This window comes from Succiniclasticum ruminis DSM 9236 (assembly GCF_900112895.1).
Taxonomy (GTDB): Bacteria; Bacillota; Negativicutes; order Acidaminococcales; family Acidaminococcaceae; genus Succiniclasticum; species Succiniclasticum ruminis.
In genome coordinates this window covers 156,808-180,585 of record NZ_FONL01000001.1, presented here as the reverse complement: position 1 = coordinate 180,585, position 23,778 = coordinate 156,808, and the positions used below count along the sequence as shown (strand labels likewise).

16 protein-coding genes and 2 other annotated features are annotated in these 23,778 nt (G+C 50.6%); all 16 genes read left to right on the top strand.

Features of this window, described 5'->3' with window-relative positions; all coding sequences use genetic code 11:
- The first annotated feature begins 173 nt into the window (after nt 1-173).
- The 16 genes from codB to BM159_RS00780 all read left to right on the top strand — a co-directional run bounded on the left by codB (nt 174) and on the right by BM159_RS00780 (nt 23,393).
- The gene (gene codB, locus BM159_RS00855; protein WP_093912376.1) at nt 174-1,403 is read left to right on the top strand and encodes a cytosine permease; all 1,230 of its coding nucleotides are present in this window, start codon (nt 174-176) and stop codon (nt 1,401-1,403) included.
- 27 nt (nt 1,404-1,430) lie between these two features.
- Nucleotides 1,431-2,642, top strand: coding sequence for a cytosine deaminase (gene codA, locus BM159_RS00850; protein WP_093912375.1), 1,212 nt, complete (start codon nt 1,431-1,433; stop codon nt 2,640-2,642).
- Nucleotides 2,643-2,826: 184 nt separating this feature from the next.
- Nucleotides 2,827-3,315 carry a CBS domain-containing protein gene (locus BM159_RS00845; RefSeq protein WP_177205835.1) on the top strand — a complete coding sequence of 163 codons (489 nt, stop codon included), beginning with the start codon at nt 2,827-2,829 and terminating at the stop codon, nt 3,313-3,315.
- 9 nt (nt 3,316-3,324) lie between these two features.
- Nucleotides 3,325-4,713 (top strand): NCS2 family permease, encoded by a 1,389-nt coding sequence (locus BM159_RS00840; RefSeq protein WP_093912373.1) that lies wholly within the window; start codon nt 3,325-3,327, stop codon nt 4,711-4,713.
- Between the two features lie 77 nt (nt 4,714-4,790).
- Nucleotides 4,791-5,003 (top strand) — a binding site (T-box leader).
- Nucleotides 5,004-5,060: 57 nt separating this feature from the next.
- Nucleotides 5,061-6,323, top strand: coding sequence for a 3-isopropylmalate dehydratase large subunit (leuC, locus tag BM159_RS00835; protein ID WP_093912372.1), 1,263 nt, complete (start codon nt 5,061-5,063; stop codon nt 6,321-6,323).
- Nucleotides 6,320-6,799, top strand: coding sequence for a 3-isopropylmalate dehydratase small subunit (locus BM159_RS00830; RefSeq protein ID WP_093912371.1), 480 nt, complete (start codon nt 6,320-6,322; stop codon nt 6,797-6,799). Before leuC ends, BM159_RS00830 begins: the two co-directional genes overlap by 4 nt.
- A gap of 86 nt (nt 6,800-6,885) precedes the next feature.
- Entirely contained in the window at nt 6,886-7,959 is a 1,074-nt protein-coding gene (leuB, locus tag BM159_RS00825; RefSeq protein ID WP_093912370.1) for a 3-isopropylmalate dehydrogenase, read from the top strand.
- 124 nt (nt 7,960-8,083) lie between these two features.
- The gene (locus tag BM159_RS00820; RefSeq protein ID WP_093912369.1) at nt 8,084-9,787 is read left to right on the top strand and encodes a CCA tRNA nucleotidyltransferase; all 1,704 of its coding nucleotides are present in this window, start codon (nt 8,084-8,086) and stop codon (nt 9,785-9,787) included.
- Between the two features lie 53 nt (nt 9,788-9,840).
- Nucleotides 9,841-10,647 (top strand): C39 family peptidase, encoded by an 807-nt coding sequence (locus BM159_RS00815; RefSeq protein ID WP_245763594.1) that lies wholly within the window; start codon nt 9,841-9,843, stop codon nt 10,645-10,647.
- A gap of 117 nt (nt 10,648-10,764) precedes the next feature.
- Nucleotides 10,765-12,219 carry a hypothetical protein gene (locus tag BM159_RS00810; RefSeq protein WP_093912368.1) on the top strand — a complete coding sequence of 485 codons (1,455 nt, stop codon included), beginning with the start codon at nt 10,765-10,767 and terminating at the stop codon, nt 12,217-12,219.
- A gap of 200 nt (nt 12,220-12,419) precedes the next feature.
- Nucleotides 12,420-13,583, top strand: coding sequence for an efflux RND transporter periplasmic adaptor subunit (locus BM159_RS00805; protein WP_093912367.1), 1,164 nt, complete (start codon nt 12,420-12,422; stop codon nt 13,581-13,583).
- Between the two features lie 12 nt (nt 13,584-13,595).
- Entirely contained in the window at nt 13,596-16,742 is a 3,147-nt protein-coding gene (locus BM159_RS00800) for an efflux RND transporter permease subunit (RefSeq protein WP_093912366.1), read from the top strand.
- Nucleotides 16,743-16,872: 130 nt separating this feature from the next.
- Complete coding sequence (locus tag BM159_RS00795; protein ID WP_093912365.1) at nt 16,873-18,609, top strand: ABC transporter ATP-binding protein/permease; 1,737 nt, start codon at nt 16,873-16,875, stop codon at nt 18,607-18,609.
- Nucleotides 18,610-18,755: 146 nt separating this feature from the next.
- Nucleotides 18,756-19,292 (top strand): hypothetical protein, encoded by a 537-nt coding sequence (locus BM159_RS00790; protein ID WP_093912364.1) that lies wholly within the window; start codon nt 18,756-18,758, stop codon nt 19,290-19,292.
- 118 nt (nt 19,293-19,410) lie between these two features.
- Nucleotides 19,411-22,035 (top strand): calcium-translocating P-type ATPase, PMCA-type, encoded by a 2,625-nt coding sequence (locus BM159_RS00785; protein ID WP_093912363.1) that lies wholly within the window; start codon nt 19,411-19,413, stop codon nt 22,033-22,035.
- A gap of 50 nt (nt 22,036-22,085) precedes the next feature.
- The gene (locus BM159_RS00780; protein ID WP_093912362.1) at nt 22,086-23,393 is read left to right on the top strand and encodes an HlyC/CorC family transporter; all 1,308 of its coding nucleotides are present in this window, start codon (nt 22,086-22,088) and stop codon (nt 23,391-23,393) included.
- Nucleotides 23,394-23,492: 99 nt separating this feature from the next.
- Nucleotides 23,493-23,728: a binding site (T-box leader), on the top strand.
- Nucleotides 23,729-23,778: the final 50 nt, after the last annotated feature.

Genomic DNA, 23,778 nt, shown 5'->3' with positions numbered 1-23,778 from the left:
GCAGTTCTAATAAACAGAGTCGGTCAAATAATTAAACCTAAATTAAGAAATTTCTTATGCTCGTAGATTTTTTTACAGCTGTTTTGTTATAATGGATGCAGATTGGCAAAGAATAAAAGCATCAAGATTGACCAATGATGAGACAAACAGGAGAGCATGAGGGGAGGTTTGCCATGTCATCCAATAAGCGGCCGCATACAGACAAAGATTACAGTTTTGAATCCGTTCCGCTGTATGCCAGAAAGACATTCTGGTCCATGTTTTTCATTATGCTGGGCTTCACCTTTTTTTCTGCCAGCATGTCAGTAGGCGCCACCATGGGTAACGGGCTGGATCTTTCTGAATTTATCTTTTCCGTCGTAGCCGGTGGCATCATTCTTGCAATATATACCGGCGTTTTAGGATATATCGGCTGCGGAACAGGACTTTCATTTGACTTGCTGGCCAGGCGTTCCTTTGGTGTGGCCGGTTCCCGCCTTCCGTCCCTGCTGATCAGTCTTACGCAGATTGGCTGGTTCGGCGTGGGGGTTGCCATGTTTGCGTTTCCCGCTGCAGAAGTGCTCCGTGTAAACCCGTTACTGCTGATTACTGCCGGCGGTTTCTGCATGACTGCATCCGCGTACTTTGGCATCCGGGGCATGGAAATAGTCAGTTATGTGTCTGTTCCGCTGATTCTGATTCTGGGTACTTACTCAATGGTCACGGCTACCCATGACGGCGGCGGGCTTGCGGCGGTTTTTGCCAGAAGTGTCGGCAGTATTACTGTCTTTAACGCCATCGGGATGGTGGTTGGTTCTTTTGTCAGCGGCGGAACGACAACACCCAATTTTACCCGCTTTGCTCCGAATAGAAAAACTGCCGTGTTCACAACGGTTGTTGCGTTCCTGATCGGAAACTCGCTGATGTTTGCGTTCGGTGCGGTCGGAGGAGCCTTTACCGGGAAAGACGATATTTTTTATGTGATGATGGCGCAGGGGCTTCTGCTGCCCGCCCTTGTGGTGCTGGGAGCCAACATCTGGACAACGAATGACAATGCCCTGTACAGTGGCGGCCTCAGCCTTTCCAATATTACCGGGATCCGCAAACGCCCTCTGGTAATCGTAAGCGGCGTGATCGGCACAGTGGCTTCTGTCTATCTGTACAATAACTTTGTGAGCTGGCTCAGCTTTTTAAACGCAACCCTGCCGCCGATAGGCGCTATCATCATCTTTGATTATTTCGCGCATCCACAGCATTACAAAGCTGGGGCGGAAGCGGTTCCGGGCGTTCACTGGGGCGCAGTGGCAGGCGTCATTGCCGGTGCGCTGGCCGGAAATTTTATCCATGCCGGCATTGCCAGTATCAATGCCATGCTCGTCGGCTGTATCTGCTACATGGTCTATGATAAAGCAACGGACCGGTGAGGTGATCTGATGAAACAGGAGAGTACCATGTTATTCACAAATGCGTGTATTGAAAACAAAACAACGTTACAGGATATCCGGATCAGAAAAGGCATGTTTTTGGAAATCGGAACGAAGCTGTTGCCTGAACAGGGCGAAACCGTGACGGACCTGGAGGGCAGGCTGGTTCTCCCCCCGTTCATTGAATCCCATGTCCATCTGGATACCTGCCTGACTGCGGGTGATCCGGTCTGGAACGAGTCCGGGACATTGTTTGAAGGTATTGAATGCTGGGCTAAACGGAAGAGCAGGCTGAATAAAGCCGATATACGGGACCGGGTCATCCGGGCAGTCCGCATGTACGCAGCTCATGGCGTCCAGTATATCCGTACCCATGTTGATGTGACCGACCCTTCGCTGCTGGCTTTGGAAACCATGCTGGAGCTCAGGGAAGAACTGAAAGACTTTGTGGAGATCCAAATAGTGGCCTTTCCCCAGGAAGGCATCCTCAGTTATCCTGACGGCAGGCGGCTCATGCAGGAGGCGGTGTACATGGGAGCGGATGCGGTAGGCGCCATTCCGCACTTTGAATTTACCCGGGAATACAGCGTGGAATCCCTGAATTTTGCTTTGCAGCTGGCTGCGGAGCATGATCTTCTGGTGGATGTGCACTGCGATGAAATTGACGACGAAGCCTCGCGCGGATTGGAGACGCTGGCTGCCCGTGCATTGGAACTGGAATTGTATGACCGCGTTACTGCCAGCCATACCACAGCCATGCATTCCTATAACAATGCCTATGTGCTGCGGCTGATGCGGCTGCTGAAAATGAGCCGTATCAACTTTGTGGCGAACCCGCTGGTGAATACGCATTTGCAGGGAAGAGCAGACTCGTATCCGAAACGCCGGGGTGTAACCCGCGTAAAAGAACTGCTGTCGGAAGGCATCAACGTTTCCTTCGGACACGATGATATCTGCGATCCATGGTATCCGATGGGGAACGGTAATCTGCGGGATGTGGTGTTCATGGGACTGCATGTGTGCCAGATGATGGGATATCAGGATATCATGGAAAGTTACCGGTTCATTACAACGAATGCCGCAAGAACGCTGCACGTGTCTGACCGATATGGTCTCGAACCCGGGAAACCGGCCAGTTTTATTGTGCTGGATGCCAGAAATTATTACGAGGCGCTGAATTGTAATTCGCCAGTACTTCTCTCATACAGAAACGGAAACCGGATAAATTCATTTCAATAAAAGATTTCCTGCGGTGATTGGTATATTTAGCCAATTTGCGCAGAATTCATTTTGTTCGCTGTCTTTATAATCTTAAAATTCAGTTCACAGGATTTTTATAAAATGGTATAATATATTGTAATTTAATTACCTATTAGTTAGTTTTTTTTTCTGTATCCTGAATATGTATGAAGGAGGCTTTTTTATGGATGCAAATGCGGTGAATACAAACGGGAACGTTTTGGCCAAAGAGGTAATGACGACCGAAATCATTTCCGTACTGCCGGAGACGCCGGTAAAGGAAGTTGCCCGTCTCATGATTGACAATAAAATTTCTGCCATTCCCGTGGTTACCAAGTATAATGAAATCGTGGGTGTGGTAAGTGAAAACGATTTGATCAATAAGATCGTCAGGCCCCATGAACCCGGGATCATGACCTTACTGTACCATGCGGCCCTTGCGCCAAGCGATAAAGTTCTGGAATACCGCCAGGCGTTGACCCGCTGGAACGCAAAAACCGCGAAGGACGCCATGACGGCTCCCGCTATCTGCGTAAGCCCTGAGGATACCATTGAAAGCGTCGGCCGGGTTATGCTTGACGATAAGGTGAAGCGCGTTTTTGTGGCAGAAGAAGGACATCTTCTGGGGGTCATCAGCCGTTCTGTTTTTGTGGAATTGCTCTTAAAGGAATAGGAGGTCATCATGCAGGACGGAACACTGGAAAAATTATTTCACCTGCGGGAAAACGGTACCACGGTAAAAACAGAGATCATGGCCGGTATCACTACATTTATGACCATGGCCTATATTCTGGCTGTTAACCCGTCGATTCTGAGCGTGACTGGTATGGACAAGGGGGCGCTGCTGACAGTTACGGCGCTGGCCTCCTGTTTTGCAACGCTTTTGATGGCTGCATTTGCCAACTATCCCTTTGCGTTATCTGCAGGCATGGGTCTGAATGCCTTTTTTGCCTTTACAGTGGTCAAACAGATGGGTTATTCCTGGGAGATGGCGCTGGCTGCCGTCTGTGTGGAAGGCATCATCTTTATTGTCCTGTCCCTGACAAATATACGGCAGGCGGTATTTGATGTCATTCCCCTCAGCCTGAAACGGGCTGTATCCGTAGGCATCGGTCTGTTCATCGCCCTGATCGGCCTGTTCAACGCGCAGATCATCGTGGGCAACCCAGCAACCAAAATTGCCCTGTTTAACTTTAAACAGTCTGTGCTGGGAGGAACCTTCCATACGGTAGGTATTACTGTAGTGCTGGCGTTGATCGGTATCGTCATCACCGGTATCATGCTGGCGCGGGACGTGAAAGGCGGTATTCTCTGGGGTATCCTGGCAACCTGGATCCTGGGCATACTCTGTGAAGTAACCGGTCTGTACGTGCCGGATCCCAAAGTGGGGGCTTTCAGTGTACTGCCGGATTTTTCAGCAGGCCTGGCTTCTTTCCTGCCGGCGGATCCGTCCCCCATTTTCCTGAAACTGGATTTCAGTAAGGTTGCTTCCGTTGATTTCCTGGTTATCGTCATGTCCTTCCTGTTTGTGGACTTTTTTGATACCCTCGGCACCCTGATGGGCGTTGCTTCCAAAGCGAACATGCTGCGCAAAGACGGCACGCTGCCCAACATTAAAGGCGCTTTAATGGCTGACTCTCTGGGCACAGTGGCCGGCGCGCTGATGGGCACCAGTACCGTTACGACGTTTGTGGAATCCGCTTCCGGTGTCAGCGAAGGCGGGCGTACCGGACTGACAGCTGTTACCACGGCTGTGCTGTTCTTCCTGTCGCTGTTCCTGGCTCCTTTCTTTATGGCGATCCCCGCGTTTGCGACAGCTCCGGCTCTGGTCATGGTAGGGTTCCTGATGGTTTCCTCTATTGCCCAGATTGATTTTGGCAATCTGCCGGAAGCAATCCCTGCTTACATGTGTATCATCGCCATGCCCTTTGCATACAGCATCTCGGAGGGCATTTCCTTTGGCATCGTTTCGTACGTAATCGTGAATACGCTGACCGGTCATACCAGCCGTGTCAGCCCGCTGCTGTATATACTGGCTGTTATCTTTATCGCGAAATATGTGCTGATTTAACCGGCGTTGCTAAAAAAACCTTGACTTATTATTACATTTTTAGGATAATGAAATAGTACATTAACATGAATAATGTGTTAAATGCAATGAACGGAAACTGGTTTTTGGAAGGCGTTCAGAGAAAAAGCGGCTGGTGCGAGCTTTTCCCGGATAAAGACCATCTCGTCCGGGAGCTTTGCCTGTGAAAAAAGTAGCGGGCAACGTCAGCGTGCGTTAACCGCCCGGTTGAAAAGACCGGAATCCAATGAGTGATAAATCAGGGTGGTACCGCGATACAATTCGCCCCTGTCTGGAAACAGGCAGGGGCTTTTCAATTTTTAATTATAATTTTTGAGGAGGGGTTTCTTATGGGCATGACAATGACACAGAAAATTCTCGCCATGCATGTAGGGCGGGATTTTGTGGAGGCCGGGGACCTGCTGGTTTCCCAGGTGGATCTGATCCTGGCAAATGATATTACCGGTCCGCCGGCGATCAATGAATTTGAAAAGATTGGGCGCCCGGTGTTTGATAAAGATAAAATCGCGCTGGTGCCGGATCATTTTTCTCCCTGCAAGGATATCAAATCCGCTACTCTGTGCAAACAGATGCGTGATTTCGCCAGAAAGCATAACATTACTAATTACTTTGAAGTGGGGCGCATGGGCATCGAACATGCGCTGCTGCCGGACAAGGGTCTGGTGGCTCCCGGCGAGATTGTCATCGGCGCGGATTCCCACACCTGCACCTACGGCGCATTAAATGCTCTGTCTACCGGCATGGGCCAGACGGATATCGGCTGCGCCATGGCCAGCGGCACAACCTGGTTCAAGGTTCCTGCTGCCATTAAGGTGGAACTTACCGGCAAAATGCCCAAATATGTAAAAGGCAAAGACCTGATCCTGACCCTCATCGGCATGATCGGCGTGGACGGCGCCCGTTACCAGAGTCTGGAATTTACCGGCCCCGGCGTAGCGGAACTGGATATGTCCGACCGTTTCACCATCTGCAACATGGCCATTGAGGCAGGTGGCAAGAACGGCATCTTCCCGGTGGACGCCAAGACGGAAGCCTTCCTGAAAGGCAGGGTGACCCGCCCCTGGATGGCGGTGGAAGCAGATCCGGACGCAGTATATGACCGGGTCGTACAGATTGACCTGTCCAAACTGGTACCCGTAACTTCGTATCCGCACCTGCCGGAAAATACCCATCCCGTCAGTGAATCCCACCATATCAAGATCGATCAGGTGGTTGTAGGCTCTTGTACCAATGGGCGGCTGGAAGACATCGCCCAGGCTGCGGAAGTGCTGAAAGATCATAAAGTGAACGAGAACGTCCGCTGCATCATCATCCCGGCGACCCAGGAAATTTACCAGGAAGCCATCCGCTTAGGCTACGTGGATATTTTCATCAATGCAGGCGCGGCGGTTTCCACACCGACCTGCGGCCCCTGCCTGGGAGGCTATATGGGAATCCTGGCGGCAGGCGAACGCTGTGTTTCCACCACAAACCGGAATTTCCGCGGGCGTATGGGTCATGTGGACAGTGAAGTGTATCTGGCCAGTCCCTACACGGCGGCAGCCAGCGCGGTAAAAGGTTACATCGCTTCGGCAGAGGAGGTATTAGGATGAGCAAGATCTGGCGTTATGGGGATCATGTGGATACGGATGTTATTATCCCGGCCCGTTACCTGAATATTTCTGACTTCAACGAACTGGCGGAACACGCCATGGAAGATATTGACACAACTTTTGCCCCCAATGTGAAAAAAGATGAGATCATGGTGGCAGGTAAGAATTTCGGCTGCGGCTCATCCCGTGAGCACGCCCCCGTGGTAATCAAAGTAAAAGGCATCAAGTGCATCATCGCGGACAGCTTTGCCCGTATCTTCTACCGCAATGCCATCAACATCGGCCTGCCGGTTCTGGAGATTGGCGCAGAGGTGGAAAAGATTGAAAAGGGCGACGATGTGGAAGTGGACCTGAAGACCGGCGAAATCAGAATTGTGAATAAAAACCTGGTCATCAAAACAAAACCGCTGCCGGACTTCTGCCAGAAAATCGCAGACTGCGGCGGCCTGGTTAATTACGCAAAAACGCAGGCATAATAAAAGCAAAGGCGAAGTCATCCCGACTTTGCCTTACGCTGTCTGGCTGAATACATAAAAGTACAAAGACAAGGAGACTGTCGGTTATGAAAATCACGTTATTGCCGGGCGACGGCATCGGTCCGGAAATTGTAACTGCTACTGTAAAAGTTATGGACGCGGCGGCCAAAAAGTTCGGCTTTGCATTGGAATACGACCATCAGCTGCTGGGTGGCTGCGCCATTGATGCGTATAATGACCCCTATCCGGAAGTGACGCAAAAATCCGCCAAAGCGGCGGATGCGGTGCTGTTAGGCGCGGTAGGCGGACCCAAATGGGATAACGTGGATCCGTCCATCCGTCCGGAAAAAGGCCTGCTGCGCATCCGTAAAGATTTAGGCCTGTACTGCAACCTGCGTCCCATGAAGGTAAGCAAGTTTACGGCGCATTTGTCTCCGTTAAAACCGGAACGGGTAGAAAATACGGACCTGCTGATTGTCCGTGAACTCACCGGCGGCATTTACTTCGGTACCCATAATGAAGCGGCTATGGTCGACGGCGTGGAGACTGCGTCAGATGTTGACCTCTACACCCGCCCGGAAGTGGAACGGATTGCCCGGAAAGCCTTTGAAGCGGCTAAAGTACGCCGGGGCAAGGTAACCTCCGTGGACAAGGCCAACGTGCTGGCGGAATCCCGCATGTGGCGCCGCATCGTTACGGAAATGCAGGCAAAGGAATATCCGGAAATCGAACTGAACCATCTGTATGTAGATAACTGCGCTATGCAGCTGGTACTGAATCCCGGCCAGTTTGACGTGGTGCTGACCAATAATATTTTCGGCGACATCCTGTCGGACGAAGCGTCCGTGCTGGGCGGTTCCATCGGCCTTTTACCCAGCGCCAGCCTGGGCGACGGCACCGGTCTCTATGAGCCCATCCACGGCAGCGCGCCGGATATCGCGGGGCAGGGCATTGCCAATCCTACGGGCACCATCCTTTCCGCAGCTATGCTGTTCCGTTATTCCCTGGACCAGCAGGCAGCTGCAGACGCGGTGGAAGCAGCCGTTGACAAGGTATACGAAGCGGGGTACCGCACGGCAGACCTGTTTGGCGAGGGCATGACGAAGGTCAACACCCAGGAGATGGGCGAGCTGGTAGCCAAAGCGCTGCTGGAAGCGTAAGACTGTAGTCTTTTTACGCATTAATTTCAATCAAAACCGTCAGTACATACTGACGGTTTTTTGTTTTTTACGCAAAATGTATGTTATAATTAATAGATAACGAGTTTAAGGACAAGAATGTAACATGCAAATACAGTTTCCCGATTATGTGACGAAAACATTGAATATACTGAATGCGGCCGGGTATGAAGCCTATGTGGTGGGGGGCGCGGTGCGCGACCTGCTGCTGGGGCTGGAACCCGGGGACTACGATATTGCGACTGACGGACGCCCGGAACAGATTGCGGCGGTTCTTCGTAATGCCGATTACTTGCTGGTGGAAAAGCTGGGTGAAAATTTCGGCGTGGTGGTGGCTGTAACCGAAGGCCGTTCGCTGGAAATCGCCACCTTCCGCAATGAGCGCTATGCCTATGGGCAGGATGCCCACCGGCCGGCGGAAGTGTGGTTTTGCGACACATTAAAAGAAGATTTATCGCGCCGGGATTTTACAGTGAACGCCATGGCCATGGACAGCAGGGGGAAACTGTATGACTATTATGGCGGGCAAGAGGACTTGCAGGCAAAGGTGCTTCGTACGGTAGGCAATCCCCGGAAGCGTTTCGCGGAGGACGCGTTACGTATGTACCGGGCCTGCCGTTTCGTGGCGCAGCTGGATTTTACTTACGTGGAAGGAAATGATACGGCAGAAGATGTGCTTGGCGATTATTCTGCAAGCCTGACCGTGGAGCAAAATCTGCGGATTGCTATGGTAAAAGCGGGGAAGACCGTTCCGGAAAACCTGAAAACCATGGGTCCGGATGCCCAGCTGACCCATGGCAATGCGATACCCGGTTCAGACGGCTCATCCCGGGACCGTTTGTTGCAAGACGATGGGGCGGCAGCCGGCCTGCCCTTCGGGCAGCCCGGTACAAAGTACTACCTGAAGAAGCGGTATGTCTTTGATGTAAGCCGGTGCCGCAACCTTTCCCTGGAACGCGTCAAAACAGAACTGGATAAAATGCTGTTAGGGAAAGCAGCCGGAAAAGGTCTGGCACTGTTCCTTTCCAGCGGTCTGGCAAACGCGCAGTGCAGGGTGAGGGACAAGGGCAACGAAACGTTTGTGGATGTGCTGCCGGAACTGGCGCACTTGCCGGCTTTACCCCAGAATATCCGGTTTCATTGTTATAACGTCTGGGAGCATATCCTGGCGGCAGTGGACAACGGTCCCCGGGAATTAACGTTGCGCTGGGGCCTGTTGCTGCACGATGTGGCGAAAGGCCTGCCAGGGGTCCGGGGAGCCACGCCGGACGGATATCCGAATGATCACGGCCACGAAAAAGAAAGCGCAAAAATGGCGGAAGCAATACTTGTCCGTCTGCGTTATCCCCGTCCTTTTGTGCGCCGGGTAAGCTGGCTGGTGGCGAAGCACATGCGCTTTGCGCCCATGATGATCCATAAAAACAATACATTGCTGCGCTGGATCCGCAGCGAAGCCACAGGCGGTGAATTCCGTACAGAAAAGGAAATGGCGGAAGCTTTTTCCCAGCTCACAGATGTTTTTTTAGCGGACATGGGAGCTACCTGGGCCGGCGTGCTGCAGGAACCGGTGATGGAGGAAGGCCGCCGGTTGGGAGAAGAAGCCGTACGAATTGCCCGTGAACGGATGCCCGTACACACTTCAGATTTACATGTCCGGGGTAGTGAAATAAAGGTTTTACCGCCGCTTACCGTAGGCGATGCTATGAAATATCTGCTGGCCCGTGTACAAAGCGGCAGCATTCCCAACGAAAGAGGCGCGTTGCTGCAGGCTTTGGCAAAAAAGCTGGAGAAGATTACCAAAGCGGAATAAGGACAAACCTGTTAAAACGTTTCATTAAAAGAAGCGAAAAGAAAGGTGATACCGTGAAGAAAAGTGCCGTTTTACTGGCTGCCGCATTGATTGCGGTTGCAGTATTTAACTTTTATACCGGTACAAAACACACCGGAAATGCAGAACAATCCGGTGTATTGGATGAAATTACAACCAAAATGGTTCTGCTGCTGCAAAAGGACGGAGGCGGTCCGGCTTCTGTGCAGGGCCAGTCAGACGTGAAGGATTCACCATATTTTAAAAAGGTTGATGTATATAATATGAAGTCCGGCGGCAGCCTGCTGCTTCTGGAAAAATATAAAACGCATCAGCAGCATACTTACTACACCTGCGGTCCTGCTGCGGCGCTGACGGTGGTGCAGCATTTTCTGGGCAAGACGCCTGATTCGGAAATGGAAATGGCGAAAATCATGGGGACGCATCCGGCCGGTGTAAAAGACCCCGGCACCAACACCCGGGGCATGAGCCGTTATTTTGAACAAAAAGGCTGGAAGGTTAAGAATGCGTTAAAAGACGGATCTCCGGAAACCTACGAAAAGTTTTTGGTGTTTGTGGATGACAACTTGAAGCGGGGTATCCCCATTATGGTGGAAAATGTTGACTGGGGCGGTCACTGGCGGGTAATCATCGGCCTTGATACGCTGGGCGACAAGAACGAGATGAATGATGTACTGATCTTAGCGGATCCATATGATACCACAGACCACGCCCAGGACGGGTATAACATTATTTCCGCAACACGCTTCTATTACATGTGGTTTGATGCCAGTCTGTTCCGTGAAAAGGAAAAGGTACGCCAGTGGCTGACTGCGGTTCCACCGGACTATAAAGGGTTATAGATAATGTTATTTGATTTCCGAATTTGTAAATTTGCGATTATATAATATTCGACACCGGGAACGGTCAGTTGCATAATGGTCAGGCTCCTGACGGAGTCAGCAGGATGGAGGATAACGATGTTTAAACGTGTAGTAACGGGAATCGGCGCTTTTCTGTTGATATCGGCGCCCTTTTCTTCCGCTCAGGCAGCTCTTCTGGCTAAAGTGGAAGCAGATGTTGACGGCAGCGGCCAGAAAGAGATTGTGGAGCTGACCGGTGAAAAGAAAATGCCCGGCAGCAATTATTATTCCGATTTGTGGATCATGGTGAAGAATGGGGAAGGAAAAATGCTGACCGCCTGGAAGGCAAATCTGGACGGCGGTTACTATTGCCTGCTGGAAAAAATGCCGGTAAACGCCAAAGCTAAACAGGATAATAAAAAAGCAAAACAAAAAGACAGAAAAGAGGAAGCGGAGAAACGGTTTGACAATCTTCTTGAGTCATTAAAAGAAGCAACAGGTGAAGGAACAGATCAGAAGAACAGTAAAACCAAAATTTCAGATAAACCCCACGACCAGATCCTGCTGATGGCGGCGAAGGGGGGAAAGAACGCGGCAGTGAACTGCCGGATCCTCGACTTTTCCGACTATAAGCAGGTGTGTGAAGTGTTCTCCGGCGCGGATAGCCTTGGCGTAGCGGCAAAAGCCGAATACAAACCGGATAACCGGTTTAGCGTGGAAAGCAGTTTGCCGGAAGCGGACGGTGCAGAAAAGAAAGTATCTTTTTCCGGCAACGCGAAAAATGTCTTGCGGCTTTATAATGAAGACGGCAGTATTGCCAAGCCGTACCTGCGTCCGCAGGTGACGGAGGTTGCGTCCCTTGCAATGCTGGACGGACGTTTGTTTACGGAGCAAAATGTACTGTCTGCCGATGGACAGGAACTGTTGGGGCGCCTTGCGGTACGATGGGCACAAAAAGAAGCAAAATGGATACCGGAGGAAATAAATCTGACGGATACCTTGGACGACTTGCTTAAGCCTGATGCTGATAGCGCGAACCGGGCTGATGGGGCAGGAAACTGGAGGCTTTATCCCCGCAGGGCGTTTATCGGGGACCGAGTAATCAGTCGTCCGGTTGTGGCGGTTGAGGAAAAACCGGAGCTGCAGAATAAAATCAATGATAAACTGCAAGCATGGTTTGCCAAGGCGCCGGAAGAAGACGAAAGGGCGTTTCAGGTGAAATACGCCGGGTCGAATCTGTTAAGCCTGGAACTGGGGCGCAGGAATAAAAAAGGGGAAGTGATCCGGGAACTCTATAATTTTAATATGCAGAACGGAGAACATCTTAAGTTAGATGAGATGTTTAACACCAAAAATCCTGATTTTATAAAAGTCATTAACCTGGTGGGAAAACCCGATAACTGTTTTTCCGAAGCGAAACCGGCTTTCTGGCATTTTACCGGAAAACACTTTGTATTGCAGGACCGTTTGCTGGAAGAGGGATTCCAGGATGAAGAGGCCATTCATCTGGCCGTGGTGGAAAAGGACGACATGATTCCTTTTGTAAAAAACAAAAAGATTTTGGATGAATGAGGATAAAACAGGTACTGTTTTTTAACAAATTTAATTTGATTTTTTAATTATTTTTTGTTAGAATATTTCGACGCTGAAAAAACGGGAACGCGCCCGTTCAATACATTCAGAATGAAAGCTTCATTAATAATACAATCGTTGATAAGCAAGGTGCTCTTTCAGAAAATGAAAGGCATGTCGGTTCAGGGGGGATCAGATTTATGTTACGAAATTTCCGTGGGAAATGGGGAAAAAGTTTAGCTGTTGCGTTGGCGGTTTCCGGGCTGCTGGTTTTTGCCGGGTGCGGTAACAAGAAGGCGCAGCAGAAAGCGCCGGCTGCGGTAGCTGTAAAAACTATGCAGGTCATAAAGAGGGACACGCCTAACGTCCATGAGTTTACCGGTTTTGTGGAAGCCCAGCAGGAAGCGAAGCTGACGGCGAATGTTTCCGGCAAGATTACCGGAAAGTATTTTAACGGCGGCGACCGGGTGGAAGCAGGTCAGGTATTGTTCACTATCGATCAGCGCACGTATAAGGCAAACCTTTTGAATGCCCAGGCAGGCCTTGCCGCGGCAAGAACAGAATATAACCGTCTGGCAGCGGATGCGGAACGCTATAAAAAATTATATGAGCAGAATGCTGTGTCCAAACAGCAGTATGATCTGGTGATGGCCCAGCGGGATTCCGCCCAGGCCCAGGTTGCGGCTCATGAAGCCATTCTGGAAAACGCGCAGATCAGTATGGGCGATACAGAAGTAAGGGCACCTTTCTCCGGAAGGATCAGTACCAGCGATTTGTCCGTAGGCAACTTTGTGGCGGCCGGGCAGACCGTGCTCGCTACCATGAGCAATACCAATCCGGTGCGGATTAAGTTCAGTATGTCGGAAAACGAATACCTGCAGCTTTCCAAAGCCCATTCCGATTCCGGCGCCAAAGCCCTGGAAGACCTGAAACTGGTTTTATCCGATGGCAGCATTTATACCGGAGCCGGTGTTGTAGACCAGGTTGACCGGGAAATCGGCAGCGGTACCGGTGCCCTGACCTTAAAGGCGCGGTTCAGCAATGACGACAACCGGCTGATGCCGGGCATGTTCGCCCGTCTTCAGGCCAATGCGGGTACAGTTAAAAACGCAATGCTGATTCCGCAGCGCGCAGTAAAGGAAATGCTGTACAAAAAGTTTGTATTTACCGTAGGCAGTGACAATAAGGTGGATATGAAAGAAGTTACGCTGGGTGCCCGCGTGGGTAAGCTGTGGCTGGTGGAAGCCGGCCTGAACGGCGACGAGACGCTGGTGGTGGAAGGCGTGCAGAAAGTAAATAAAGGGTCCGAAGTAAAACCTGCCGCTATGACGGAAGCCGACCTGAGCAATGAAAGCAAACAGTAGGAGGGAATCCAAGTGGCTAAGTTTTTTATCGACCGACCGATATTTGCAATAGCCCTTTCCCTGGTTATCGTCTTTGCCGGCGTTATCGCGGGGTTCAGCCTGCCTATTGCACAGTATCCCAATATCACAAAACCCCAGATTGAAGTGGAAACCAACTATGTGGGCGCTAACGCATCCACGGTAGAAGAATCCATCGCCCAGGCTATCGAACAGAAGGTCAACGGCGTAGAGAACATGCGCGACATGCGTTCTACTTCTACCAATACCGGCCGTTATGTGCTGGACGTAAACTTCAACCTGGAAAAGAACGGCGACATCGCGTCTGTTGAAGTGCAGAACCGCGTGGACCAGGCCAAGGCTTCTATGCCTACCGAGGTAGCCCAGTACGGTATCACAACGGCTAAAATGTCGTCCCAGACCATTATGTATTTTGCGTTGACGTCTCCTAATAAGACCTACGACGGTATGTTCCTGAAAGCTTATGGCGCGTCTAACGTGGTTGACCCGGTCAAGCGTGTCAAAGGTGTTTCGTCCGTCGGCGAATACGGCCCGGAATATTCCATGCGCGTGGAAGTGAAACCGGACATGATGGCCCAGCTGGGGCTGACTGCAGCCGATATTGCGGCCGCGATCCAGAGCCAGAACATCCAGGCGCCGGTTGGTTCTATCGGTGCTAAACCTACGGCGGAAGATCAGGAATTCAAATATTCTGCCAGCGCCCAGGGGCGTCTGAAAACGCCGGAAGAATTTGGCAACATTATTGTCCGGGCTGCGAACGGGCAGATTATGAAACTGAAAGACATTGCCAAAATTTATGAAGGGGAGCGTATGGATACGCCTTCCTCCCTGTTTTTGGATCAAGGCGAAGGCGGTGAATCCGTCATTTATCCGATTTCTCTTACAACGGATGCCAATGCCATTGAAACCGTAGCGGAAATCCGGAAAGTGCTGGCAGATGCGGAAACCCGGTTCCCGCCGGATATGAAGCTGGTAATCGCCCAGGATAAGACGCAGTTCGTTAAAGAGTCTCTTGAAAAAGTAGCACACACTTTCTTTGAAGCGCTGGTCCTGGTATTGGTTGTAGTTTATATTTTCCTGGGAAATTTCCGGGCGACTCTGGTTCCCATGCTGGCGGTCCCGGTTTCCCTGATAGGTACCTTTGGCGCCTTTGTATTGCTGGGCTTTTCCATCAATACCCTGTCTATGTTTGCTATGATCCTCGCCATCGGCCTGGTTGTCGATGACGCCATCGTCGTGGTTGAAGCAGTAGAGCATCACATTCAGGAAACCGGTCTGAGTCCGAAAGAAGCTACGTATCGGGCCATGAAAGAAGTGTCTGGCCCTGTAGTAGCGATTGCCTGCGTGCTGGCCGCGGTTTTTGTGCCGATTTCTTTCATGAGCGGCTCCACCGGTCAGCTCTACAAACAGTTTGCTCTTACAATTTCCGTATCCATGATGCTGTCGGCTGTCGTTGCCCTGTCGCTGACGCCGGCGCTCTGTGCCAAGCTGCTGAAACCACACGCAAGCGCAGCCAGTGAAGACGCAAATAAGGGGTTTATCGGCAAGATCATCTATCGTTTTAATGTATGGTATGCCAACACGTTGGCAAAATATACAAATCAGGTGGGCAAGTGCATTCGCTATTCCAAAGCGATGATGTGCGGCCTGCTGGTGATCTGTATCCTGACCGGACTCCTCTTCAAAATTACGCCCACCGGTTACGTGCCGGACGAAGACCAGGGTATGTATATTATTTCCTATAACCTGCCGGAAGGCGCGTCTTCTAACCGCGGCATGAAACAGATGGAAGACTTTTCACGGAAACTGGCTAAATTACCTGGCGTAAAATATGTTATGCCTGTAAACGGATTTGATATTCTGAGCATGGCGCCGAAATCCAGCGCCGGTATCATCCCGGTCATGATGGAAGAATATGACAAACGCTCCACCAGCACCTTTGAGCTGATAGGACGGACCTATGCCATGGCTGCCGAAACGCCGGAAATGAATATCATGGCCTTTAACGAGCCGGCGCTGCCGGGACTTTCCAGCACAGGTTCTCTGAGTATGTACATTATGAATCTGGGCGGCGACTCTATTAATCAGATGAATGAATATGCGCGTCAGTTTGTTATGAAAGCCAACCAGCGTCCGGAAATCGGCGTAGCATACACAACATTCAATACGGATACCCCCGGTTACAAATTCAATGTAAACCGTGAAAAGGCAGAATCCCTGAATGTTCCTGTTGCCAGCGTCTTTACGACGCTGCAGACATTCCTGGGCGGTATGGAAGTGAATGACTTCAATAACTTCGGCCGTACCTGGAAAGTGGTCATGCAGGCCCAGCCCCAGTACCGCGATGATGTGAAGAATATGCGGTTCTTCTTTGTACGCAGCAACAACGGCGAAATGGTTCCGCTGGATTCCCTTGTTACCGTAGAATCTGAGATGACGGTTCCCTCCATTACCCGGTTTAACGGCGCCAGCGCGTTCAAAATTGCCGGTACCCCGGCTGACGGCTATTCCACCGGCCAGGCTATGGCTGCGCTGGAAGAAGTGGCCCACGAAGTGCTTCCTACCACCTACACCTTTGAATGGACCGATCAGAGCCGCGACGAACGGGAAGCGGGCAACCAGGCTTACGGACTGTACGCGATTTCCCTCGTATTCGTATTCCTGGTACTGTGTGCCCTGTACGAAAGCTGGACTATCCCCATCGCCGTACTGCTGTCGGTTCCCCCGGCGGTCATGGGCTGCCTGGGTTCCCAGTTCCTGCGTGGCCAGCAGAATGATATTTACATGCAGGTTGCCATGATCATGCTGATTGGTCTGGCAGCCAAGAACGCCATCCTGATCGTGGAATATGCCAAGATGAATCTGGAAGGCGGGCAGGATGTGGTGACGGCGGCCATCAATGCGGCCCATCTCCGTCTGCGTCCCATTCTGATGACCTCATTCGCATTTATTCTGGGCTGTCTGCCCCTGGCTATCGCTACCGGCCCCGGTGCCGGTTCCCGTGTATCCATGGGTAACGCAGTAGTAGGCGGAATGACCTTCAACACTTTCGTAGGCATCTTCCTGATTCCGGTGCTGTTCGTGGTGGTGGAACGGTTCTTCAGCAGAGGAAAACATAAAGAAGAAACGACGGAAGCATGATTTATGAAAAGTTGTAAAAAAACCTGAAATTTATTTTGTCTGGCAGGTGTGAAATACTTGCCAGACGTTTTTCTTTCTTATAAAATAGGGATGTAATTTACATAATGTAACGTGGTGAAGGTGTTTTTTGATGAAAAAGATGGATGAAAGCGTCCGCTTTGTAAAAAATGTCTGGGCGCTGACCAAGTCATACTGGCAGAGTGAGGAAAAGAAAAAAGCCTATCTGCTGCTGCTGGCCATTATCGCATTGACACTGGGCGTGGTGTTCATGCTGGTGCAGCTCAACCAGTGGTATAATATTTTTTACAGCGCGCTGCAGAATTACGAAAAGGAAAAAATCTTTTCGGAACTGTTCCACTTCAGTTGGCTGGCTTTTATCTATATCATCCTGGCCGTGTACGCCTTTTATCTGCAGCAGGTACTGATCATCAACTGGCGCCGCTGGCTCACCAATGAATACATTGATGAATGGCTGAACCACAAGACCTATTACCGCCTGCAGATGTTCGGGACGGCAACCGATAACCCTGACCAGCGTATCAGTGAAGACGTCCGGATGTTCGTGGAATATACACTGCGCTTCGGCATCGGCATCCTGAAAGCATTTACCACATTTGCATCTTTTGTGGTTATCCTGTATAATCTGTCGGGTCCCCTGCAGTTCAAACTTGCCGGAATGGATATCCACATTCCGGGATATCTGGTCTGGACGGCCCTGCTGTATTCCATGATTGGTACCTGGCTGACTTATAAAGTGGGCAACAAACTGGTAGGGCTTAATTTCGTGCAGCAGAAATATGAAGCGGACTTCCGTTTTGCTATGATGCGCATGCGCGAGAACGCGGAAAGCGTAGCCTTTTACAGCGGCGAAGGCCATGAAGGCAGCGTCTTTAAAAAACGCTTCACGTTGTTGCTGAATAATTTCTGGAACATCATCAAGAAACAGAAGCAGCTGACCTGGCTGAACAGCTGGTATTCCCAGATCGCCATCATCTTTCCGCTGGTAGTGGCCATGCCCCGGTACCTGGCCAAAGAAATCACTCTGGGCGGCCTGATGCAGATCTCCAGCGCCTTTGGCCGTGTGCAGGAAAGCCTTTCGTATTTTGTGGATATGTATTCCTCCATTGCGGAATGGCAGGCTGTGGTAGAACGTCTCACCGGCTTCGGCCTCCACATGAAGCAGGTGAAGCAGGAAAACGCGCAGCAGGACCTGCAACGCAGGCCCGGCGCGACGGATGCGATTACAGCCACGGACATGGATGTGACCCTGCCGGATGAGGCGGCTGTTTTGCAAAACGTTTCTTTCACGCTGGAACCAGGGACCAATGTGCTGATCAAGGGTGTGTCCGGCAGCGGCAAGAGTACGTTGCTGCGTGCGCTTGCAGGAATCTGGCCTTATGTAAAAGGCACGCTGGAAATCCCTGCGGAGAACAAACTGATGTTCATTCCCCAGCGGCCGTATCTTCCTCTGGGTACATTGAAGGAGTCCCTGCTGTATCCCGGAACGGAAACCCGCACCGATGAAGAACTGAAACAGCTGATGGAAGACTGCTGCATCGGCTACCTGTACGATAAGCTGTACATGGAAGCGGACTGGAGCCACGTGCTTTCCGTAGGCGAGCAGCAGCGGCTGGCGTTTGTCCGGGCGCTGATTTACAAACCGGTGTGGCTGTTCCTGGATGAGGCTTCTTCCGCCCTGGATGAGGAAACGGAAGCGAAGGTCTACACGCTGCTGATGGAAGAGGCGCAACAGACCACGCTGGTGAGCGTAGGGCACCGCAGCACGCTGAACAAATATCATCAGAAAGTATTGTATCTGGATAAGGAAACTCATTCCCTGTACTGGCAGGAACAGGCTTCTTTATGATATAATTAAAATTACTATATATGGTATTAGTTATGCTTTGTAAGGGGACGCTGCCTGATCAGCGGTTCCTTTAAACCGGATGACCGTTGTGGCAGCCGGAAATAGTTTTTTATTAAAAATATTTAATATGTTGAGAGGTGTTTAACATGGCATTGGAAAGTTTACAGGATCAGATGGGTAACACAAATCCGCCCCGGGTGAAAGCGGAAAAGTTTGATAAGTTTATGCAGGAACGTGAAGTCAGCGGTTTCCATAAGGAAGTATACGATGACCAGTTCCGTACAGTAGTGTATTTCAGCGGACTGCAGACCGCGGGACAGCAGCAGTTTGTACAGGTAGTGCTGAATGATTCCATTTACGGCATGATCAAGGTACTGATCGGCCATAAAGTAGTGAATACAGAGAACCAGGCAAAAGTGCTGGAATATGTGAACCAGCTGAACAACCGTTTTGGCGCTTTCAAATACATCGTGACCCCGGACGGTAATCTGGAACTGGACTGCAGCCTGGTTGCTAATGATGAAACCTTTGATCCGGAAGTAATCGTTGTCATGCTGCTGAACGTGATCCAGCCCCATCTGGAAAGCGAACTGCTGCGTCTGCCTGCCGTAGTAGGCGGCCCGGTAGGCGTTAATGTGGAAGAAGAAGGAAAAGACGAAAGCCCGATTCATCCTGTACATTAATAATGATGCGGAAAAGGACAAGACATGAGCAAAACTTCGGACGGTTTTGCGATGTCTTATCCTTGCCGCATTATTTTTATTCACAGAAACAATTCGCATTTACTAATTAGGAGACTTCATGACCAAAATTGGCCTGACCAGCGAAGAAGCTGCACAGTCATTACAAAAATACGGCAACAACGCGTTAAGCAAACCGCCGCAACAAACATTTTTTGATAAACTGCTGGATAATTTCCAGGATCCCATCATCCGTATTCTCATTGTGGCTTTGCTCATCAATGTGGTTTTTGTGTATATGGGTTACGCGGACTGGATTGAGACGGTGGGTATTTTTGTCGCGATTATACTGGCGACATTTGTGTCCACACTGTCTGAATACAGCAACGAGAATGCCTTTCAGAAACTGCAGGAAGAGGCCAGCCGCATCACCTGCAAGGTATGGCGCGACGGGAAACCGGTGGAACTGCGCATTGATGATATTGTAGTCGGGGACGCGGTGCAGCTGGAAAGCGGGGACAAGATCCCGGTGGACGGTTTGTTGCTGGAAGGTTCCCTGAAACTGGATCAGGCTGCTTTGAACGGAGAAAGCGAAGAAGCGAAGAAAAAGCCGGCTTCCCCTGATTTTTCCTGGGGGGCCGAGACGGATTTCCTGAATCCGTACTGCCTGTACCGCGGTTCTGTCGTAGTGGAAGGGCAGGGCCTGATGCGGGCGGAGAAGGTCGGCGACGCATCCGTTTACGGGCAGCTGGTACAGGAATTGAAGGAAGTGGAACGGGACAGCCCGCTGAAACTGAAGCTGAAGCATCTGGCGGATAAGATCAGTTACTTCGGCTATGCAGGAGGCCTGCTGATTTTTATTGCGGTGTTGCTGCACAAGATGTTTCTGGCAGGCGGCTGGTCACTGTATATTGCCAATACGGCCCAGGTCCTCAGCGATGTAGTGCAGGCCCTGATCCTGGCTGTCATCATCATTGTAATGGCGGTGCCGGAAGGGCTGCCCCTGATGATCGCCATCGTTTCTTCCCTGAATATGCGGAAGATGCTGAACGACCATGTGCTGGTCCGCAAGCTGAACGGGATTGAAACGGCAGGCAGTTTGAACCTGCTGTTTACGGATAAAACCGGTACCATTACCAAAGGGCAGCTGGAGGTTGTGGACTTTATCACCGGAGACCTTAAGGAATACGAATCCTTTGACCAGCTCCCTGTTCCGATCCGGGAAATGGCCTATGAAAACGTGGTCCTCAATACCTCGGCCGCCGTTGCGGAAGGCGCCATTGTGGGCGGTAATATTACGGAACGGGCTCTGACCCGGTATATTGGCGGCTACCGCAAGCTGCAGATGCCGTTACGGAATACATTTGTTCCTTTCAACAGCGCCACCAAATATTCCTTTGCGGGAGTGCAGGGCGCCAGTGAATATACCCTGGCCAAAGGCGCGCCGGAAAAACTGTTGCAGTACTGCGATTATTACTGGGACGAAAAAGGGCACTGCCTTCCTTTTACAGAGGCCATGAAACAGGCTCTGGATGAGAAGATGGTGGAACTGGCAGGCCGGGCCATCCGCATGCTGGCCTTATGTACCTTCCCAAAATCCGTTTACGGACCGGAACTGCCGCAAAAGGGAATGGCGTTGACGGGAATCCTGGCGATCCGGGACGAGGTGCGTCCGGAAGCGGTGGAAGCCATTCAAAAAGTGCACGAAGCCGGTGTGCAGATTGTCATGATCACCGGAGACCGGAAAGAAACGGCTGTGGCTATTGCCAGAGATGCCGGACTGCTGCAGCGGCCTGAAGAGCAGGTGTGGACCAGTCAGGAACTGGCGGCTATGTCCGATGAAGAGGTAAAACTCAATCTTCCTTTCCTCAGGGTGGTATCCCGGGCACTGCCTCTGGACAAACTGCGTCTTGTCAGTGTTGCCCAGGAAATGAACCTGGTAACAGGCATGACCGGCGACGGGGTCAACGATTCCCCGGCCCTGAAACGGGCAGATGTGGGGTTTGCCATGGGCAGCGGCACGGAAGTGGCCAAAGAAGCCGGCGATATTGTCATTCTGGATGACAATTTCCTGTCTATCAAACAGGCGATTTTGTACGGGCGTACCATTTATAATTCCATCTGTAAATTTATTACGTTCCAGCTCTCCATTAATTTTTCCGCGGTGCTGATCAACTTCATCGCGCCTTTTATCGGCGTGGAAAAACCGCTGACCATTATCCAGATTTTATGGATCAACCTGGTGATGGATACGCTGGCTGCTTTAGCATTCGGCGGCGAGCCGGCACTGGAAAAATATATGCAGGAAAAGCCTAAGGAACGGGGCGGCCCCATCGTTTCCAAAGGCATGATGTCAACGATTGTGCTGGGCGGCTTATGGATGACGCTGGTTGCGGTTGCGTTTTATAAAAGCGCGTGGGTGGATTCCCTCTTCCGTGACGCGCCGGACCATATTTACACCTACACGGGCTTTTTCTGTGCCTACATTTTCATGGCGGTAGCCAACGGGTTTAACGTCAGGGTGGAAGGACTGGACCTGTTTGACCATATTCTGGACAATAAAGGATTTATCCAGGTCATGGGCGGCATCGTTCTCATCCAATATCTTCTGACACTGTTTGGCGGAAGCGTGCTGCGTACGGCGCCTCTGAGCGGAGAGGAATGGGCCGTTGTAATTCTTTGCGCGTTGTCTATCATTATTGTTGTCGGGTTGCATAAGCTGTTCCGACAGCATCTCCTTAAATAAAAACATAGGTAACGTTAAAAGCAATCACAAATGAGGAAGGATAGTGTTTTATGATTGTTGAAAACGAACTGTACCGGTATCTGGTGATCCTTGTCATTTTTCTTTGCGGCTCCGCGTTTTATTCCGCATCGGAAACGGCGCTCAGTACCGTGAATAAAATCCGCATAAAGCATCTGGCCCGAAATGGGAACAAAGACGCCGCCGGTATATTGCAGTTGCTGGACCATTTTGACGAAGTCCTTTCCACAATTCTGGTAGGAAACAATATTGTGAATATAGGTACGGCCTCGATTGCTACCCTTTTGTGTATTAAACTGATCGGGGATGAGGGCAGTGTGTCCATAGCTACGGCAATTACAACGGTTGTTATACTTGTAGTAGGTGAAATTTCCCCCAAAAGCCTGGCGAAAGAGTATTCCGAGCCGTTTCTGCTGGCTGTGCATAAGCTGCTGTGGTGGAATACCAGGCTGTTTACCCCCCTTAATTATATTTTTAAAAAGCTGAAAGATTGCCTTAGCCAGAATATAGCCGGGAAAAAGACGGCCAGGCCTACGATTACAGAAGCTGAACTGAAAGTTATGGTTGACGAAGTGGAAAATGAAGGGACCATCAGTGAGGATGAAAGCGATCTGATTAAGTCCGCCATTGAGTTTAACGACATCCGTGTCAAGGAAATATTTACCCCCCGGGTCGATATGGTAGCCTGCAGCGTGACCAACAGCAATGCGGAAATTTACCGCCTGTTCACGACCAATCATTTTACCCGTCTTCCTGTTTACGATGAAGAAGAAGACAACATTATAGGTCTGCTCCACGCCAAGGATTTTTACAATTCCTATTTAAAAGACCCAAAATTTAATATCAAAACGATTTTAAAAAATATTGCCTATGTCCACCGTTCTACAAAGATTTCCCTGCTGCTGAAAAATCTCCAGCATAATAAACTGCAGATGGCGGCGGTAATCGACAGTTACGGAAGCGTGGCCGGTGTAATTACAATTGAAGATATACTGGAAGAACTGGTCGGGGAAATCTGGGACGAGCACGATGAGGCCGTGTCCGTGTTCCATAAACTGGGCGACAACCGGTACCTGGTCTCCTGCGACAGCAATTCCCGGAATGCCAGCCTGCGCGACCTGTTCGAATACATCCAGCTGGATTTTGACCTTTACAATCTGGAAAACCAGTCCATCAGCGGCTGGGTCGTGGAGTCCCTGGGGGAAGTCCCCAAAAAGGGAGACACGTTTACCTACCGGGATTTAAAAGTTGAGGTTTCAAAAGTCGACCAGCACAGGCTGAAAAAAATAATCGTTACCCATGTAACCGGAAACGGCGGGGAAACGAAGGAAGAAAAATAACCGGCAAACTGTTTTTTCAGGAATTTTCACCACAGAAATTGACTTATTTTTTACAAATTGATATAATGTCTTTCAAATAACAAGTTAATACTGTTTCACCTAAAAGCTGTGAAGAGAAAAAGATACAGGATGTATGTGCCAGAGAACCGGTGGAAGGTGCGAACCGGTGACAGCGCCTGTATGGATGACTGGTCTCAGAGCTGTCTGCCTGAAATAGCTGTAGGGCAGGACGCAATGCCGCGTTATTGGCAAAGGCCTTGTTGGAGGCTGAGAGGATCGGCGGCAGCCGGTTGAAAAAGGGTGGTACAGCGTGGTTTTATTTCCTCGCCCCTTGCAGATATATGGGAGTGAGGTTTTTTATTTTAGAGAAGAAGAGAGGACTGGA

Excerpts from the sequence above, each read along its gene's own strand:
- codB (WP_093912376.1), top strand. The coding sequence starts at position 174 with ATGTCATCCAATAAGCGGCCGCATACAGACAAAGATTACAGTTTTGAA.
- codA (WP_093912375.1), top strand. The coding sequence starts at position 1,431 with ATGTTATTCACAAATGCGTGTATTGAAAACAAAACAACGTTACAGGAT.
- BM159_RS00845 (WP_177205835.1), top strand. The coding sequence starts at position 2,827 with ATGGATGCAAATGCGGTGAATACAAACGGGAACGTTTTGGCCAAAGAG.
- BM159_RS00840 (WP_093912373.1), top strand. The coding sequence starts at position 3,325 with ATGCAGGACGGAACACTGGAAAAATTATTTCACCTGCGGGAAAACGGT.
- leuC (WP_093912372.1), top strand. The coding sequence starts at position 5,061 with ATGGGCATGACAATGACACAGAAAATTCTCGCCATGCATGTAGGGCGG.
- BM159_RS00830 (WP_093912371.1), top strand. The coding sequence starts at position 6,320 with ATGAGCAAGATCTGGCGTTATGGGGATCATGTGGATACGGATGTTATT.
- leuB (WP_093912370.1), top strand. The coding sequence starts at position 6,886 with ATGAAAATCACGTTATTGCCGGGCGACGGCATCGGTCCGGAAATTGTA.
- BM159_RS00820 (WP_093912369.1), top strand. The coding sequence starts at position 8,084 with ATGCAAATACAGTTTCCCGATTATGTGACGAAAACATTGAATATACTG.
- BM159_RS00810 (WP_093912368.1), top strand. The coding sequence starts at position 10,765 with ATGTTTAAACGTGTAGTAACGGGAATCGGCGCTTTTCTGTTGATATCG.
- BM159_RS00805 (WP_093912367.1), top strand. The coding sequence starts at position 12,420 with ATGTTACGAAATTTCCGTGGGAAATGGGGAAAAAGTTTAGCTGTTGCG.
- BM159_RS00795 (WP_093912365.1), top strand. The coding sequence starts at position 16,873 with ATGAAAAAGATGGATGAAAGCGTCCGCTTTGTAAAAAATGTCTGGGCG.
- BM159_RS00790 (WP_093912364.1), top strand. The coding sequence starts at position 18,756 with ATGGCATTGGAAAGTTTACAGGATCAGATGGGTAACACAAATCCGCCC.
- BM159_RS00785 (WP_093912363.1), top strand. The coding sequence starts at position 19,411 with ATGACCAAAATTGGCCTGACCAGCGAAGAAGCTGCACAGTCATTACAA.
- BM159_RS00780 (WP_093912362.1), top strand. The coding sequence starts at position 22,086 with ATGATTGTTGAAAACGAACTGTACCGGTATCTGGTGATCCTTGTCATT.